The sequence below is a fragment of the Sandaracinus amylolyticus genome (assembly GCF_000737325.1).
Classification (GTDB): domain Bacteria; phylum Myxococcota_A; class Polyangia; order Polyangiales; family Sandaracinaceae; genus Sandaracinus; species Sandaracinus amylolyticus.
On the sequence record NZ_CP011125.1, the window covers coordinates 889,895 to 905,366 of the forward strand.

Annotated in this window: 6 protein-coding genes; 1 reads left to right on the top strand and 5 read right to left on the bottom strand. The window is 71.5% G+C overall.

Annotated features, from left to right (window positions below; genetic code table 11):
- Positions 1–36: 36 nt before the first annotated feature.
- The 3 genes from DB32_RS03565 to DB32_RS03575 form a co-directional block, all read right to left on the bottom strand.
- Entirely contained in the window at positions 37–1,770 is a 1,734-nt protein-coding gene (locus DB32_RS03565; RefSeq protein WP_053231007.1) for a peptide-N-glycosidase F-related protein, read from the bottom strand.
- A gap of 186 nt (positions 1,771–1,956) precedes the next feature.
- The gene (locus tag DB32_RS03570; RefSeq protein WP_053231008.1) at positions 1,957–3,984 is read right to left on the bottom strand and encodes an NADPH-dependent 2,4-dienoyl-CoA reductase; all 2,028 of its coding nucleotides are present in this window, start codon (positions 3,982–3,984) and stop codon (positions 1,957–1,959) included.
- A complete protein-coding gene (locus DB32_RS03575; protein WP_053231009.1) occupies positions 3,981–4,385 on the bottom strand; it encodes a nuclear transport factor 2 family protein in 405 nt (134 codons plus the stop codon). Before DB32_RS03575 ends, DB32_RS03570 begins: the two co-directional genes overlap by 4 nt.
- Before the next feature lie 121 nt (positions 4,386–4,506).
- On the opposite strand from DB32_RS03575, the gene DB32_RS03580 reads away from it, so the two are divergent.
- Positions 4,507–5,073: a PadR family transcriptional regulator gene (locus DB32_RS03580; RefSeq protein WP_053231010.1), complete on the top strand. Its 567-nt coding sequence runs from the start codon at positions 4,507–4,509 to the stop codon at positions 5,071–5,073.
- A 193-nt stretch (positions 5,074–5,266) separates the two neighbouring features.
- On the opposite strand, the gene DB32_RS03585 is transcribed toward DB32_RS03580, so the two are convergent.
- Both DB32_RS03585 and DB32_RS03590 read right to left on the bottom strand, forming a co-directional pair.
- Positions 5,267–10,951 carry an FG-GAP-like repeat-containing protein gene (locus DB32_RS03585; RefSeq protein WP_053231011.1) on the bottom strand — a complete coding sequence of 1,895 codons (5,685 nt, stop codon included), beginning with the start codon at positions 10,949–10,951 and terminating at the stop codon, positions 5,267–5,269.
- A 95-nt stretch (positions 10,952–11,046) separates the two neighbouring features.
- Positions 11,047–15,396: a hypothetical protein gene (locus tag DB32_RS03590; protein ID WP_157068681.1), complete on the bottom strand. Its 4,350-nt coding sequence runs from the start codon at positions 15,394–15,396 to the stop codon at positions 11,047–11,049.
- Positions 15,397–15,472 lie beyond the last annotated feature (76 nt).

A 15,472-nucleotide genomic window follows, 5' to 3' on the forward strand; every position in this document is an offset into this window, starting at 1 on the left:
GCCCATCACGGGCGCGGTGATGCGCGCGATGCCTTTTTATTCCGCGTACCAGACGACGTACGCGCTGAGCGCGATGTCGCCGCCGCGCGGCGCGTCGGTGCGGAAGCGACCGGCGTACGTGATCGTGTTCTCCTCGCCGACCGTCACCCGCGACGTGATGTCGGTGCGCACCGCGTCGACGGGCAGACCCGGGCACCAATAGGCGCGCGACTGCGCCCAGTTCCCCCACTGCCCGGGGATCGCGCCGTCTCGCGCGCGCACCGCGCATCCGACGTCCTCGCCGATGCGGCCCTCGTGGCGGATCTCGGGGAGCGCGGTGCCGTTCACCGTGAAGACGTGGCGGTGATCACACCACTCGGCGCAGTTGTCGCCGTCGGTCTGGCCGTGCCCGCTGAGGATCGTGACGAGCTCGACACGCGTCGCGCCGGCGGGGGGCGTGAAGCTGAACGGCGGATGCATCGTGTTGTACGTCGCGTCGAACGCGCCGCCGACGAACGCGCGCGCACCGCCGGTCGCGCGCGGCGTGCCGCCCACGGTGCGGAAGCGGAGCGAGACCTTCGCGACCCACTCGGTCGCGCGCTCCCATTCCGGACCGAGCTCGACGAAGAAGCGGCGCGCACCACCTTCGCGCATGAGCGCGAGGAACGGCGTCGCGTCGATCGCGTAGCGCTGTCGCCCGCGCCGCCAGTACGGGGTGATCCACCGCGCGATCTCGAGGCGCTGATCACACGCCGCGACCGGATCGCTCGAGGTGCCGGTGCAGATCTGGATGTCGGCGATGCGATCCCACTCCGAGCACGCGAACGGATTGCCCTCGTCGCACGTGATCTCGATGTCGATCTCGAGCTGATCGAAGGTCGCCATCGTCGCGGCATCGGGGAGCGTGACCTCGGGACGGAACACGCGGCCGGTCGTGCGCTCGTCGAGCAGCGTGACGATCGTCGCATCGGCCTCGCTCGCGAGGCGCGCGTCGAGCGCGGCGCGGTACTCGTAGAAGTGCCCGAGGTACGCCGCCATGCCGAGCTCGGGCGGGCGACCGACGGCGGGCGCGAGGTTGTCGGCCTCGTCCCACGTCTGCGCGCGATCGATGCCGAACGCGACGGGCGCGGGCACGCCGATCCGGCCGTGGTCGGGATGATCGACCTCGTTGCCCGGCGTCGACGCGAACTCGATCAGCGAGCGCAGGTGCGCGCCGACGCTGCCCTGCACCTCGGTCGCGCGATCGGTCACGAAGTGCATGCGCTCGCGCCAGAACGCGTGCTCCTCGGGCTGCCCTTCGAGCCAGAACGCGAGGTCGTCCTCGAAGCTCGCGCGCAGCGCCTCCATGCGCGCGCGGCGCGCGTCGGCGCTCTCGTCGTACGAGAGGAAGAAGTAGCGCGTGTTGCGCGGGCCCTCGCCGAAGAGGCGCGCGAGGCTCGTCGCGAAGAGCGCGTCGCCGCTCGCGCCCGGGAAGTGGACGAGGAACACGTAGCTCTCGCAGCCGCTCCAGCGCTCGGAGAGCGTCCACGTCGAGCCGTCGAGCTGCGTCACCGTGAAGTCGCCCGCGACCTCGCCGGGCGCGTCGCCGAGCCCGCTCGTGCGCATCGGCGTGGATGCGAGATCGAGCTCGTCGCACACGGCCGACGCGGGCGGTCCGCCGTCGCTGCCGCCGTCCTGCGCGCTCGCGTCGATGCCGGCGTCGAGCTGCGTCGACGCGTCGTCATCACCGCACCCGGCGAGCGCGAGGAGGGTGGAGAAGAGCAGCGCGCGCGAAGTTGTCCGAGCAAGCATCGCCGCGGACGGTAGCGAAGCGGCCGCGCGCTGGCCAGATGGGAATGGTGAGAAGTGTCCAAATCGGCTCGCCCGCTCAGGGCCTTCCCGTCCACGTGCTCCGCACGCTCCCGTGCGGGCCCTGCGCGAGCGAGCACTCCAGCTGGACTGAGATTCCGCGGGGCGAAAACGGAACGAAACGTCGGGCTAGAGGCTCGCGGCGAGGCGCGTGCCCTGGTCGAGCGCGCGCTTCGCATCGAGCTCGAGCGCGACGTCGGCCCCGCCGATCAGATGGACCTTCACGCCCGCGTCGGTCAGCGGCTCGAGCAGGTCGCGCAGGGGCTCCTGCCCGGCGCACACGATCACGGTGTCGACCGCGAGCACCCGCGTCTCGCCGTCGACGCGAACGTGGAGCCCTTCGTCGTCGATGCCGACGTACTCCACCGCGCTCAGCATCTCGACGCCCTTCGTCTTGAGCGTCGCGCGGTGGATCCAGCCGGTCGTCTTGCCGAGCCCCTCGCCGACCTTGGTCGTCTTGCGCTGCAGGAGCGTGACGCGTCGAGCGGGCGGATGCGGTGCCGCGTCGACGCCCTCGATGCCGCCGCGCGCCTCGAGCTTCGCGTCGATGCCCCAGCTCTTCCAGAACTCGTCGCGCGAGAGGCTGGTGCTCTCGCCGGCGTGCGTGATCAGCTCCGCGACGTCGAAGCCGATGCCGCCGGCGCCGATGATCGCCACGCGCTCGCCGACCGGTCGGGTGCCGAGGATCGCGTCGAGATAGCTGATGACCTTCGCGTGATCGATGCCGGGGATCGCAGGCCTCCGAGGGACCACGCCGGTCGCGATCACGACCTCGTCGTAGCCGCCCTGTGTCAGCGCCTCGGGCGTGGCGCGCGTGCCGAGACGGAGGCGGACTCCCGTCCGCTCGAGGTGCTTCTCGAAGTAGCGCAGCGTCTCCGCGAACTCTTCCTTGCCGGGGATGCGCTTCGCGAGGTTGAACTGCCCGCCGATCGCGTCCGACGCCTCGAACAACGTGACGTCGTGACCACGCTCGCCGAGCGTGGTCGCGGCCGCGAGCCCGGCAGGGCCCGCGCCGACCACGGCGACCTTCTTCTTCGTCGCGGCGGGCTCGATGCGCAGCTCGGTCTCGTGGCACGCGCGCGGGTTGACGAGGCAGCTCGTGAGCTTCGCCTGGAACGTGTGGTCGAGACAGGCCTGGTTACAGCCGATGCAGGTGTTGATCTCGTCGGCACGTCCTGCGGCGGCCTTGTTCACGAAGTCCGCGTCGGCGAGGAACGGCCGGGCCATCGAGACCATGTCGGCGTCGCCCTCGGCGAGCACGCGCTCGGCGATCTCGGGCGTGTTGATGCGGTTCGTGGCGACGAGCGGGATCGTCACCTCTCCGCGCAGCTTCGCGGTGACCTTGGTGAAGGCGGCGCGAGGCACCTTGGTCGCGATCGTCGGGATCCGCGCCTCGTGCCAGCCGATGCCGGTGTTGATGATCGTCGCGCCGGCCGCTTCGATGGCCTTGGCGAGCGTGACGATCTCGTCCCAGGTGCTGCCGCCCTCGACGAGATCGAGCATCGACAGGCGGTAGATGATGATGAAGCGCGGCCCGACCGCTTCGCGCACGCGCCGCACGATCTCGACGGCGAGGCGCATGCGGTTCTCGTACGGGCCGCCCCAGCGATCGGTGCGCTGGTTCACGCGCGCGACGAGGAACTGGTTGATGAAGTAGCCCTCGGACCCCATCACCTCGACGCCGTCGTATCCCGCGAGCTGCGCGAGCCGCGCGCAGCGCACGAAGTCCGCGATCTGCTTCTCGATGCCGGCGTCGTCGAGCTCGCGCGGGCGGAAGGGGTTGATCGGCGCCCTCACCGCGCTCGCCGAGACCGAGTCGGGGTTGTACGCGTAGCGGCCCGCGTGGAGGATCTGCATGCAGATCTTCCCGCCCGCATCGTGCACGGCGCGCGCGACGACGGAGTGGCGCGCGGCTTCCTCCTCGGTGGTGAGCGTCGCCGCGCCCGCGTAGACCGCGCCCTCGGCGTTGGGCCCGACGCCGCCGGTCACGATGAGGCCGACGCCGCCGCGCGCTCGCTCGGCGAAGAACGCCGCCATGCGCTCGAAGCCACCCGGCAGCTCCTCGAGGCCCGTGTGCATCGAGCCCATGAGGGTGCGGTTCCGGATCGTGGTGAACCCGAGATCGAGCGGGGCGAGGAGATGGGGATACGCGCTCATCGCTGGGCTCCCTGGAGCTTCGCCACGACGGCGGCCTGGATCGCGGGGAATCGATCTCCCATGCGCGCTGCGAGCGCCTGCGCCGCCTTGAGCGGGCGGACCATCACCATGAGCTCGGCGACCTTTCCCTCGCCGTCGAGCACGAGGAAGTCGCAGCCGGTGACGGTGAGCCCGTCGACCTGCGCTTCGAAGACGAGGGCGTGGTGAGGGCCGTCGTGGAGCTCGCGGACGTAGTGGAACCCCTCGAAGACCTCGATCACCGCGCGGAGGATCTCGCTCACCACCGGCTTGCCCACGTACGGCTTGAACGCGACCGGGCTGTGGAAGACGACGTCGTCGGCGAGCATCGCCTCGACGGCGTCGAGATCCCTGGCGTCGACTGCTTCTCGGAACGTGGCCATCCGTGCCTCCGATAGTCAACTTGTTGACTACTCGACGAAGCACTACACGCGGGCTGCCGGGATGTCAAACGAGACTATTCGACGAGTTGAATAGTCCGCCTGCTCGGCCTAGAAGGCGTGCATGGCGCTCCAAGACGCGATCCTCGCGGCCCTCGCCGACGGCAGTGAGTCGTCGGGCTACGACCTGGCGAAGGCGTTCGACTATGCCGTCGCGAACTTCTGGACGGCCACGCCGGCGCAGCTCTATCGAGAGCTCGAGAAGATGCAGGACGAAGGGCTCGTCGCGGCGCGCGTCGTCGCGCAGGAGAAGCGTCCGAACAAGCGCCTGCTCTCGCTGACCAAGGCGGGACGCAAGGCGCTGCACGAATTCACGACGCGCGACCCGAAGCCGACGGCCATTCGCGACGAGCTGCTCATCCAGGTCGACGCCATGGAGCACGGGGACCTCGCCTCGGTGAAGGCGCACATCGAAGCGAGGCTGGCGATCGCGGAGCAGAAGCTCGCGTACTACAAGAAGAGCCGCGAGCGTTCGCTCGACGGCTGCTCCGAGGAGGACTTCCTCGTCGAAGAGGAGCGGGTCGGCCCGTACCTCACGCTCTTGCGCGGGATCTCCTTCGAGCAGGAGAACATCCGCTGGGCCAAGCTGGCGCTCAAGGTGCTCGCCAAGCGCGAGGCCGCGCGGCGCTGATCGCCGGCGGACGGAGCCGGCGCGCATCGAGTGGAGGCGCCGATGCATCGACGGGCACCGACCTGGGTCGCCGGCACACGCGACGCTCTACAGGCACGCGATGGGAGCGAGCGCCGGCCGAGGCATCGGGCCTCCGGGCCCTCTTAGGCCACGGGCCCGATGCGCTCGCCGTTACGGACGCTGCGCGGATCGATCAGCGCGCGCGAGGCGCGGTCTGGAACACGCGTCGGTAGCCCAGGTCGACCTGATGACGCCAGCGGACCGAGCCCTGCCGGCCCTCCAGCACCATCGTCACCCTGCCGACCACGTCGCGCCCGCGCATCGGGATCGTGGTGGTCGTCGTCGTCTCGACGCGGCCGGCCGTGCCGTTCGAGAACCCGCGCTCGCCGCTGACCTCGACGTCGGGCCCTCGAGCCGTGTCGAACACGAGGGTGACCCCGCCGCCCCACGACGACTGCTGCGACGCCTCGGACGTGCGCGTCGCCTCGCTCGCGACGGCGCCCGACTCCCAGTCGCTCAGCGCGTACGCGTTCGCGACCTCGAAGTGGACCGTGACCCCGCTGTCGGGCAACACCAGCTCGCCGCCGGCCGCGATGTTGCCGAGCGCGCTGGTGAGGTTGCGGACGTCGCCGTCGGTGATCGTCGCCTCGGGCGTGACGACCTCGGCGGTCCCGCCGACGAGCTCGTTCCACCACGACGACGACGGGGGGTGCATCTCGAGCGTCCACTGCCCGTTGTAGCCGCGCTGCGCGCTCTCGGCGATCGCGCCGGCCTGGCCTTCGAGGCCGTGGATGCGCGACTCCGGAGACAGCACGAAGTCGGAGATCGCGTTGCCCGAGCTCGCGACCTGGAGGTCGCCCGTCTCGAGCCGCAGCGTGATGTCGACGTCGAGCGTCGGACGGCTCTCGAGCCCGCTCGGATCGACGTGCGCGATCGGATCGTTGCTCGCGTACGCGTAGAGCGTGCACTGCACCGGATCGCTCGCGCAGCGATCGATCTCCGCGGCGTAGAGCGGATCGGGCGTGAGGAGCTCGCCGAGCATCGGATCGTAGTCGCGCGCGCCGATCCGCACGGTGCCGAGATCGGCGTCGTAGCCGTGCTCGACGTAGTCGAGCGCGACCGAGAGGTCCGTGCGATCGCGGCGCACGCCGTACGGGCTCGCGTCGACGAACGTGCCGTCGCTCGTCGCGAGCGGCGTGCCTCGCGGATCGGTGGCGATCGAGCGGTACGCGCCGTTCACCAGCACGCCCACGAGGCGTCCCGCGACCTCGACCGGCTCGACGATCATCGCGTCCGAGAGGTACGCGCCGTCGACGAACGCAGCGACCACGCGAGGGCCGTCCAGCTTGAGCAAGCGCGCGCCGCTCTCGTCGTAGACGTACGTGAACGAGCGGCCGTCGCGCGTGACGCGGTCGAGCTCGCCGTGCGCGCCGTACGTCATCGTCGTTCCGTCGCGCGCGATCACGCGTCCCGCGGCGTCGTAGCGGTACGTCGTCGAGCCGATCGTCGCGGTGCGGCCGCGTCGCGTGTGCGTGCGACGGCCCGCGAGATCACTCGAGGAGGCGATGCGGCTCGCGGCGTCGTAGGTGTACGCCGAGGCGCCGTCGGGCCCGCGCCGCTCGGTCAGGAACCGGCGGGCGTCGTACACGTACTCGCGATCGTGCACGACGGGCGGAGCGCCGCCGGTCGAGAGCTCGACGCGCTCGGCGGAGACGAGCCCGCGCGCGTCGCGCTCGACCTCGACGCCGAGCGTCCAGTCGTCGGTCACGTGGTCGTAGCCGATCCGGCCGTGGGTGACGGGATCGAAGCGCATCACGAGCAACTCGCCGTTCGCGAACGCCACGTGCGACACGCGTCCTTCGTCGTCGTACGCGAGCTCGTAGAGCGGTGCGCCGCCGAGCGTGCGGCGGGCGACGCGGCCGAGCGCGTCGTGCTCCGTCGTCTGCTCGCTGCGCAGCAGCACACGGCCCGAGGGATCGAGCACCGTGCGCGTCGCGCTGCGCTCGACGCCGTCCTCCGCGTAGCTGCGCTCGACGATGATCGTGCGGAAGCCCGTCAGCTCGAGCTCGCTGCGCGCCACCCGACCATCGCGGTGGTGACGTTCGCGCCGGACGAAGCCGGGGCCGCGCACCGACGTCAATTGCCCGAGCTCGCCGGTGCCCTCGTCGTAGCGGCGCTCGTACGCGATCTCCGCTCCGTCGCTGGCGCGACGATGGACCTCGCGCACCACGCGGCCGATCGCGTCGTGCTCGAGGCGCGTCGAGCGCAGCTCCGCGCCCGTGGTGTCGAAGACGCGGCGGCGCAGCATGCGCCCGACGTCGTCGTACTCGAGCTCGGTGCGCCCCACGTCGCTGCGCACGACCGCGCCGACGCGGCCGAGCCGGTCGTAGCGCACCGATTGGATCGCGCCGCCGGGGAGCGCGACGCGCACGAGGCGCCCGAGCGCGTCGTAGCTGCGCGTCGTGGTCGCGCCGGCCGCGTCGGTCGTGGTGATCACGCGATCGTCGCCGTCGGTCACGCTCGTGCCCGCGACGACACCGTTCTCGATCGACTCGTGCACGACGCCGTCGGCGCGGACCGCGACGCGCTCACCCGTCGTGCGCCGCACGCCCTCGCGCACCGTCGTCACCTCTTCGATCGCGTGGCCGAGCGCCGAGTCGATGCGATGACCGAGCGCGGTGCGCGACGCGGTGTCGACGAGCTGCGCGAGTGTGAGCGAGCGGGGATCCGCGCTCACCGGCGCGCGGTGGAAACGATCGACGCGCGAGGCCGAGGGATCGGCGAGCGTGAGCCCGTCGAACGCCCAGCCCCGTCTGGTGCGCACCGCGGTCGCGAGCACGTCGCCGGTCGCCGCCTGGAGCTCGATGGTCTCGGCGACGGAGCGCGACGATGCGTCGATCAGCTGGCGCGACAGGATCGCAGCGGGCCTCGTCGCGTCGGCGTAGCGGTACTCGTACGCGAGGTCGGGGAGCGCCGCGTTGCCGGCGCCCACGTCGTCCCACGTGGCGTCGAGCCGCTCGAGCGCGTCGTAGTGGAACGTGCGGTTCCAGTCGCCGCCCGGTCCGCGCCCCATCAGCAGCTTCACGAGCGCGTCGGTGCGCGCGTCGCGCGTCACCGCGGTCACGACTCCGTCGGGCCCGGTGATCGAGGTGAGCAGGCCCGTGCTCGGGTCGTACCGCATCGCGGTGCGACCTTCGGACGGAGCCGTGATCGACGTGATCCGGTGCTGCGCGTCGTACGCGACTTCCTGCAGGACGAGCCGCCGATCACCCGCGATCGCCGTGATGCGCGTGAGCATCCCGATCGCGTCGCGCTCGATCTCGGCGCGGTAGTCGAAGTCGAGCTCGGCGCGCCCGGGGTGAGTGCCGAGGTTGCGGATCACGCGCGGGGTGCAGTGCAGCGCGGCGCCGAGCCCGGGCACGGGATCGAGCTCGTTCTCGGTCACGAGCTCGCCGTGGCGCGACACGCTGCGCGCGCGGGTGACGCAGAGCTCGTTCGCGTAGGCCTCGTGGATCGTGCGGGTGCCGTCGACGACCGTGCCGGTGCGATCGGACCAGCCCGTGTGACGATCGCGCGGGCGCAGGAACCGCACGCCGCGAAACCGCGCTTCGTCGTAGGTGCGCGCCTCGAAGCGGAACACGTCGGTCTCGTCCGCCGCGACGCGCGTGCCGACGAGCAGCCCCGACACGTCGTCGTCGAAGTGGAACTCCGCGGACTCGATCGCGTTCGGCGAGTCGCGCCGCACGGTGCCGAACCCGAGCAGGTGTCGCGCCGCGCCGTGGAACACGGCGTCTTCGTAGTCGTAGGTGAACGAGACCGGGGCCACGCCGGTCGCGCTCACCTCCATGCGCGTCAGCATCGGCGGCCGGCGCACGATCCCCGGCGTCGGTCGCGCCCGGCGATACTGGAACCGCGCGACACCGCCGCGGCCGTCGTCGGCGCGCACCATGAGCCCCGACTCCGGCGCGGACAGCGTGATGCGATAGGCGCTCTGTCCGTTGACGAGCACCGCCTGCTCCTCGCCGCGACCATCGAGATCGACCGCCACCGGCAGACCGACGGTCCAGGTGATCGCAGAGAATCCCGGGACTGCGATCTGCTGGAAGTGCGTCCCGCGGTTCGTGAAGAGCATCAGGTAGCGGCCCGACGAGAGCAGCGCATCGGCGAGCCCGTCGTGGTTCGCGTCGGTGAACGTGATCTGGAACGAGCCGAGGTTCGTGACCGGTCCGTTCGACGACAGGAATCCGAACGTCGTGCCGGTGCTCTCGAATCGATTGCCGCCGAGACCGAACCACACGACCACGTTCGCCGTGCTGCGTGCGACGAGATCGGCGAGCCCGTCGCCATTCACGTCCTGCACCCACGTCGCGGTGGGCGCGAACGAGGGTGCCAGTGTGCCGGGCGCGGAGCGCTCGAATCGATATCCACGCTCGTCACTGACGTTGCGCAGGATCTCGTATCCGCCGCGATAGACACGCACGAAGTCCGGGCGCAGGTCGCGATCGAGATCGACGAGGCGCGTGTTCGCGCCCAGATCCCATGCGCCGGGCACGGCCTCGCGGTGCAGCGGGTCACCCTCGCGATCGCAGATCACGAGGCCGGTGCTCGCGCCGCTGCGATACGCGACGACGACCTCGGGCTCCGTCGCGTCGGGCGTCATGCGCACGAGCAGGCGAGGACGGTTCTGGTGCGACGCCGCAGGACGGCAGAGCGCGTTCTCGTCGCCGTCGCGCGGCGGCGCGCCCTCCCACGTCCAGCCCGCGTCGGTGTGGTGCACGAGCGAGTGGTCGTAGCGGTGCTCCATGTCGACGCGCCCGTCGTCCTCGAGGTCGAAGAACGACACGACCTCGGGCTGGATCCCGGTGCCACCGACGCGCGCGAGGTACGCGTCGAGCTCGGTCATCCGCTCGAGCGACGCGGTGGCGAGGCGATCCTCGCTCATCGCGTACTCGTACGTGACGGGCGGCTCGGCGGCGCCGCTCGCGAACCGTCGCGTGACCGACGTCAGGTAGAACGCCGCGCCCGCCGGGCTCTCGCGATACGCGAGCTCGTACGTCCAGCGCCGCGTCCATGCGCCCGACGTGGGATCGCGCGTGTCCATCGCGATCTCGCGCACGCGACGATCGAGCAGCATCCGCGCGCCCGACGCGTGATCTGCGAGCGCGACGGGGACCGTGTCGTAGCCGAGCACCGCGCGGTGCTCGCGGGTCGCGCCGCGGCCGCCCCAGCGCAGCTCCGAGACGAAGCGACGTCCCGACGCGTTCGCGGTCCAGACGAGCTCGGTGCGGTCGCCGAGCGGCGAGATCACCTCGCTGACGTTCCACTGGTACGTGCCGCGCGCGTTCGTGACCGCGTCCGCGGCGCGGAAGATCCACCGCGTTCCGTCGGACGTCGTCGCGACGTAGCCGCCTCCGTCGGCGACCACGCGCACGCGATCCTCGAGCGCTGCGGGATAGAGCGCGCCGTCGTCTCCGCGCACGAGTCGGCCCCACGGCGAGACCAATTCGTCGCTCGTCGAATAATCGATGGTGCCGATGGTGCGGAATCGACGAATCGAGAGATCCGCGCTCCACCCCATGCCCCACTCCGAGAGCCCGACGTCGGGCGAGTACGCCGGGAACGCGGACGCGAGCAGCGGGCCGCGATCGATGGGCGCGGCGAACGGGCTCGGCAGGTGGAACGTGCCGCGCGCGAGGTCGCTCGGCGCGTACCGCAGGCTCGCGAGCGTGCCCGCGACGGACCCGCGGGTCGGCGCGGCGAGCGTCGGAGTCTGTACCAGCGCGTCTCGATATGTCTGCGCGGACGCGTTGGAGCTCAGGACACCGAAGAGCGCCAGTGAAGCGAGTGTGGTCGAATACGAACGTCGGACGGAGTACATCGCTGCTCCTTCTCGAGAACGAGAGAGAGAAGAGGGAGATTCGAAATGGAGAGCGAGGCGGCGACGACGCCGCCGCCTCGCGTCGGGTCATCGGCTCAGGGCGCGCACTGCGGGACCCACGAGAGCGGTGCGGCGGTGCTGCGCGAGTCGATCTGCATCACGAGCACGATCTCCGTCGCTTCGGTGCCGGGCGTGGTGATCCCGTCTCCGAGCGCGCCGCTCCGCAGCTGCTGCAGACCCTGGAAGTCGATCTCCATGCTGCCGAACGGCGAGAGCCCGACGGCGCCCTCGGGAAGCTCGGCAGCGCCCGACGTGATCGCACGCTGCACGAACGTCGACAGCGCGCCGGTGTACGAGCCGTAGAGCACGGGGATCTGGAACTGCTGCCAGATCGCGTTGCCGAGGGTGTACGTGACGGGGCCCGAGGTCTCGGCGAACGGCTGGGTCACCGACGCGCGTCCCGTCAGGAAGCGCCGTTCGTCGTTGAGATCCTCGGTGTCCGTGACGCCGCCAGGGCGCACCACGAAGAGCGCCATGCGCTGCACGACCGGCACGGCCTCGGTGCACGCGAGCAGACCGCCCGCGCCGCCGAAGCGCGTGTAGAGGTCCTCGGGGCGGATCGTGATCGTGCCGGTCGAGAGCGACTGCACGTCGGACCAGAGCGTCGCGCTGCGCTGCTCGTCCGCCTTGGGCAGGCTCGAGATCGGCGTGAACGGATCGGCGACGACGTCCGGCCGCACGAAGCTCACCGCGATGATCGGGCGCTGTGCCGTCTCCTTGTAGCCCGGGGTCGCGGCCTCGAGCCGCGACAGCGTGGCGTCGAGCACCGCGCGCACGTCGGAGACGAGGTCGAGCGTGCTGCTCGAGGGCCCCGCCGAGAGCAGCGGCTCCGCAGCCTCCGCGATGTCGAGCTCGTCGAGCACCTCCGGGTACCAGAGGTCGAGCACGGGATAGAGATAGCGACGCGACTGCGACGCGAGATCGCGCGCCGAGTCGCGGAGGCGCTCGCCACCCAGGTTGCGAAGCGTCCACGTGGGCACGAGCTGCGTCAGCCGGCCGTGGTGCTCGACGAGCAGGCGCTCCTGCCGCAGCGCTTCGAGCTCGAGCGCGAGCGCGTCGATCTGGCGGTCGAGCGCGGCGATCTGCACTGCGCGCTCGAGGCGCACGATCTCGCGATCGAGGAACGCCTCGAAGAGGCCCGCGAGCGGCGCGGGCAGGGTCGCGTACGAACGACCGGCGCGGGTCTGGAGATCGACGAGCGCTTCGCTCCGCAGCGCACCCATCTGCGACGGGAGGATCGAGCCCTGTGCGACGAGCTGGGGCTCGAGCGCGCGCACCGCCGTGAGCGTCTCGCCCATCTGCGTGATGACGGCGCTCGCGAGCGCCGTCTCGCTCTGGAACCGGCGCACGTCGACGCTGAGCGCGTGCGTCGTGTCCTCGCGATTCCCGCAGTCGACGTCGTTCGCGATCACGTAGAGATCAGCCGCGGACGAGACGAGGATCTGCGTGTACGGCGCGCGCACGACGTGCACGTCACGGATCACGCCGTCACCGCGCGCCGTCTCGACGACGAGCAGGCTGCCCGCGGGGAGCTCGGGGAACGGCGTTCCTTCGAGCCGCAGGCCCGACGCGAACTGCGACGACCAGCTCGTGCTGTGCTCGCCCGAGTGGCCCTCGGCGGTCTCGCTGCCCCACGCCCAGCTCTTTCCCGTCGTCGCGCAGACCGTCGCGCTGCCGTACATGTAGCTGCCGCCTGCGCACACCGAGGCCTGCACGCCGACGCTGAACGTCTCGGTCGAGGTGCTCTGCTCCGACGCGCTCCGCGCCTGCGTCTCGCCGTCGCTGACCACCAGCGAGAAGCCCTCGGGCCCGATCGTGATGCCCTCGACGTCGAGGCGCTGCGAGCCGCCTCCGGGCCCCTGCACCTCGAGCGCACGGAGCGCGCAGGTCGGCGACCACACGCCGCTCGGCGCGAGCACGACCAGCTCGCCCTGCTCCGGCTGGATCGTCGCGACCGAGTGCGCGCCGAGATCGACGCGCCCCGACGTCCAGCGCGCCGCGGTGCCGTCGAGCGCGAGCCGCGTGACGTCGCCGACCTGGACGAACTGTCCTTCGTCGAGCGCGCTCGAGATCCCGGTGAGCGCGGCGCCGAGCTCACCGAAGCGCACGTCCTCCTCGGAGGCGCTCGCGTGCAGACCGGCGATGTCCTGCGTCGCGAGATCGATGTCGCGCGCGATGCGCGCGACGCGCACGTCGATCTGCGCGAGCGCATCCTCGTTGCCCACCTGGTCGACGAGCCCGCCGACGATGTCCGCGAGATCCTCCCGGTACTCGCGCGTGTTCTGCTCGAGGCGGCCCATCGCGCTCCGCATCGACGTCAGCACCGTCTCGCGCTGGCGATCGTTCACGCCGGCGTAGAGCGTGCGCCGGTCGATCGGATCGAGGAGGCCGATCGCCGCGAACGCCGCGCTGCGGCGCTCCGCGAGCAGCACGATGCGCGCGATCGCTGCCGCTTCGGGCGCGACGTCGCTCGTCGCATCGACGTCGGCGAGCGGCAGCGCGAGCCCCGCGTCGCGCATCGCGGTCGCGAAGGCCGCGTGCTGTCCGCGCATCGCCGCGAAGGCGGTGCGCCAGCCGTCGAGGGCCTCGGCCGAGGGGAGCGCCTCGAGCTCCGCGCCGAGCGTCGGCTCGTGATCGAGCGCGGCGATCACCGAGAAGAAGCGTGCGAGCCGGGTCGGCGACTCGCGCGTGTCGCAGCGCGCGAACTGACACGCGAAGTCGTGCAGCGCCGCGAGGTCCGACAGGCGCTCGTCGAGCCCGGTCAGCGCGTCCGCGGTGATCATCAGCAGCACCGGGCCGCGCATCGGCGCGCGATTCAGCGTGATCGCGGGCGCGACGGTCACGCCTCCGATCACCACCGCGGGCAGCGACGCCACGCGCGTGTGCGCAGCGACCAGCACCTCACGATCGAGCGCGAACGCGCGATCCGAGACGGTCACCAGCGCGCTCTCGAGGGCTCCACCCGCCGTCAGCGCGTCCAGGACGTCGCGGCGCGCCATGCCGTGGCGCCAGAACCGACCGAGCATCTCGCTGCGGATCCCGCGCTGCTCGACGCGCAGCGCGTCGGTCGGACCGTCGGCGGCGTAGCTCGCGCGCATCGCCGTATCCCATCGATCGAGCAGGTAGAGCTGGCGATCGAAATTGCCGAGCCCCGCCGTCGGGTGCTCGACGAGCGAGAGCGCGCGCGCCGCGATCGTCGTCGTGCTCTGGCGCAGCGAGGTGCGCGCCGAGCTCGCGCCGCAGTCCGCGGGCATCGTGCTCGCACGCTCGAGCGCATCGGCGCAGCTCGCGAGCTCGAGCGCATCGACGACGGCCGGCACGTGGCCCATCGCGAGACGGCTGCAGCGGAAGAGCGCGCCGCGCACGTCGGCCGACGTGGTGTCGGTGCAGCGGCTCGGCACGATCGTCGGGGGCGCGGCGCCGCACGCGAGCGGCGCGCCCGCATGATCGCGATAGAGCGTCCGCACGAACGCGCGCTGCTCCTCGGTGAGCGCTTCACCGCGCAGCTCGTACAGCTGACGAAGGTTGCGCGCATAGGTCGCGCGCGCCGCGGTGCGGGTGTCCCACGACGTGCGCAGCCGGTCGTACTTCGCGCGCACCTCGGTGACGGTGCCCATCGGCAGCGTGTCCGCGCTCGTGCAGAACGATCCGTGCGAGCCGGTCGCGCTCCACGCGCCGTTGCGATCGCTCAGGATCACTGCAGCGCGCGACAGGCCCGTGGCCGACCACCGGCGCGTGCCGTCGGGCCCGCAGTCCTCGTGCTGGACGCGGCACACGGGGTACTCGAGATCGACCGCGCAGCCGCACGCAGCGTCCTTGCGCGAGCGGGGCCGCGTCACTTGTCGAGTCCCCGAGCACTCGACCTCCGCGGTGGGGTTCGCGCGAGTCGGCTGTCGCACCACGCGGACTCGGTAGGTCCCGCCGACGTACGCCCTGCACGCGGAGTTCGCTGCGGTCTGGTCCATCTCGCAGATCCAGCGGTCGAGCTCGCCCTCGAAGTGACACCTCGCGGCCACGGTCCGCCGCGCGGGCGGGACCGTCTCGGTCACGGTGACGGTCCCGAACTCCTCGCGCGCGCAGGTCGCGTACTGCGGCTCGCCATCGCGACCGTCCGGACAGATCCGGGCGCCGCACGACGAGTGCGACATCGAGCAGAACGCCCAGCGCTCGTACTCCCACGGTCCGCGACAGACCGCGGAGGTCGAGGAGGGCGTCGTGATGCTCGACGGCCCGCACTCCGGCGCGGCCGGTGTGTCGGCGCCTTCGGTCGAGAGCGCGAACGTCGCCGACTCGGCCTCGAGATCGGATGGAAGCGCTTCTCCGGCGGCGCACGCGCCGAGGACGAAGAGCAATGGAGTGAACAGCGGAGCGAACGGCGGGCGCATGGATCCTCGCGTGGTTGGCGGCTCGTCCGAGCCCACGCGATTCACGCGACGGGCGTCGGCGGCGGCGCCCCTGAGC

Coding starts and splice junctions, on each gene's coding strand:
- DB32_RS03580 (WP_053231010.1), top strand. CDS start 4,507: ATGGCGCTCCAAGACGCGATCCTCGCGGCCCTCGCCGACGGCAGTGAG.
- DB32_RS03565 (WP_053231007.1), bottom strand. CDS start 1,770: ATGCTTGCTCGGACAACTTCGCGCGCGCTGCTCTTCTCCACCCTCCTC.
- DB32_RS03575 (WP_053231009.1), bottom strand. CDS start 4,385: ATGGCCACGTTCCGAGAAGCAGTCGACGCCAGGGATCTCGACGCCGTC.
- DB32_RS03590 (WP_157068681.1), bottom strand. CDS start 15,396: ATGCGCCCGCCGTTCGCTCCGCTGTTCACTCCATTGCTCTTCGTCCTC.
- DB32_RS03570 (WP_053231008.1), bottom strand. CDS start 3,984: ATGAGCGCGTATCCCCATCTCCTCGCCCCGCTCGATCTCGGGTTCACC.
- DB32_RS03585 (WP_053231011.1), bottom strand. CDS start 10,951: ATGTACTCCGTCCGACGTTCGTATTCGACCACACTCGCTTCACTGGCG.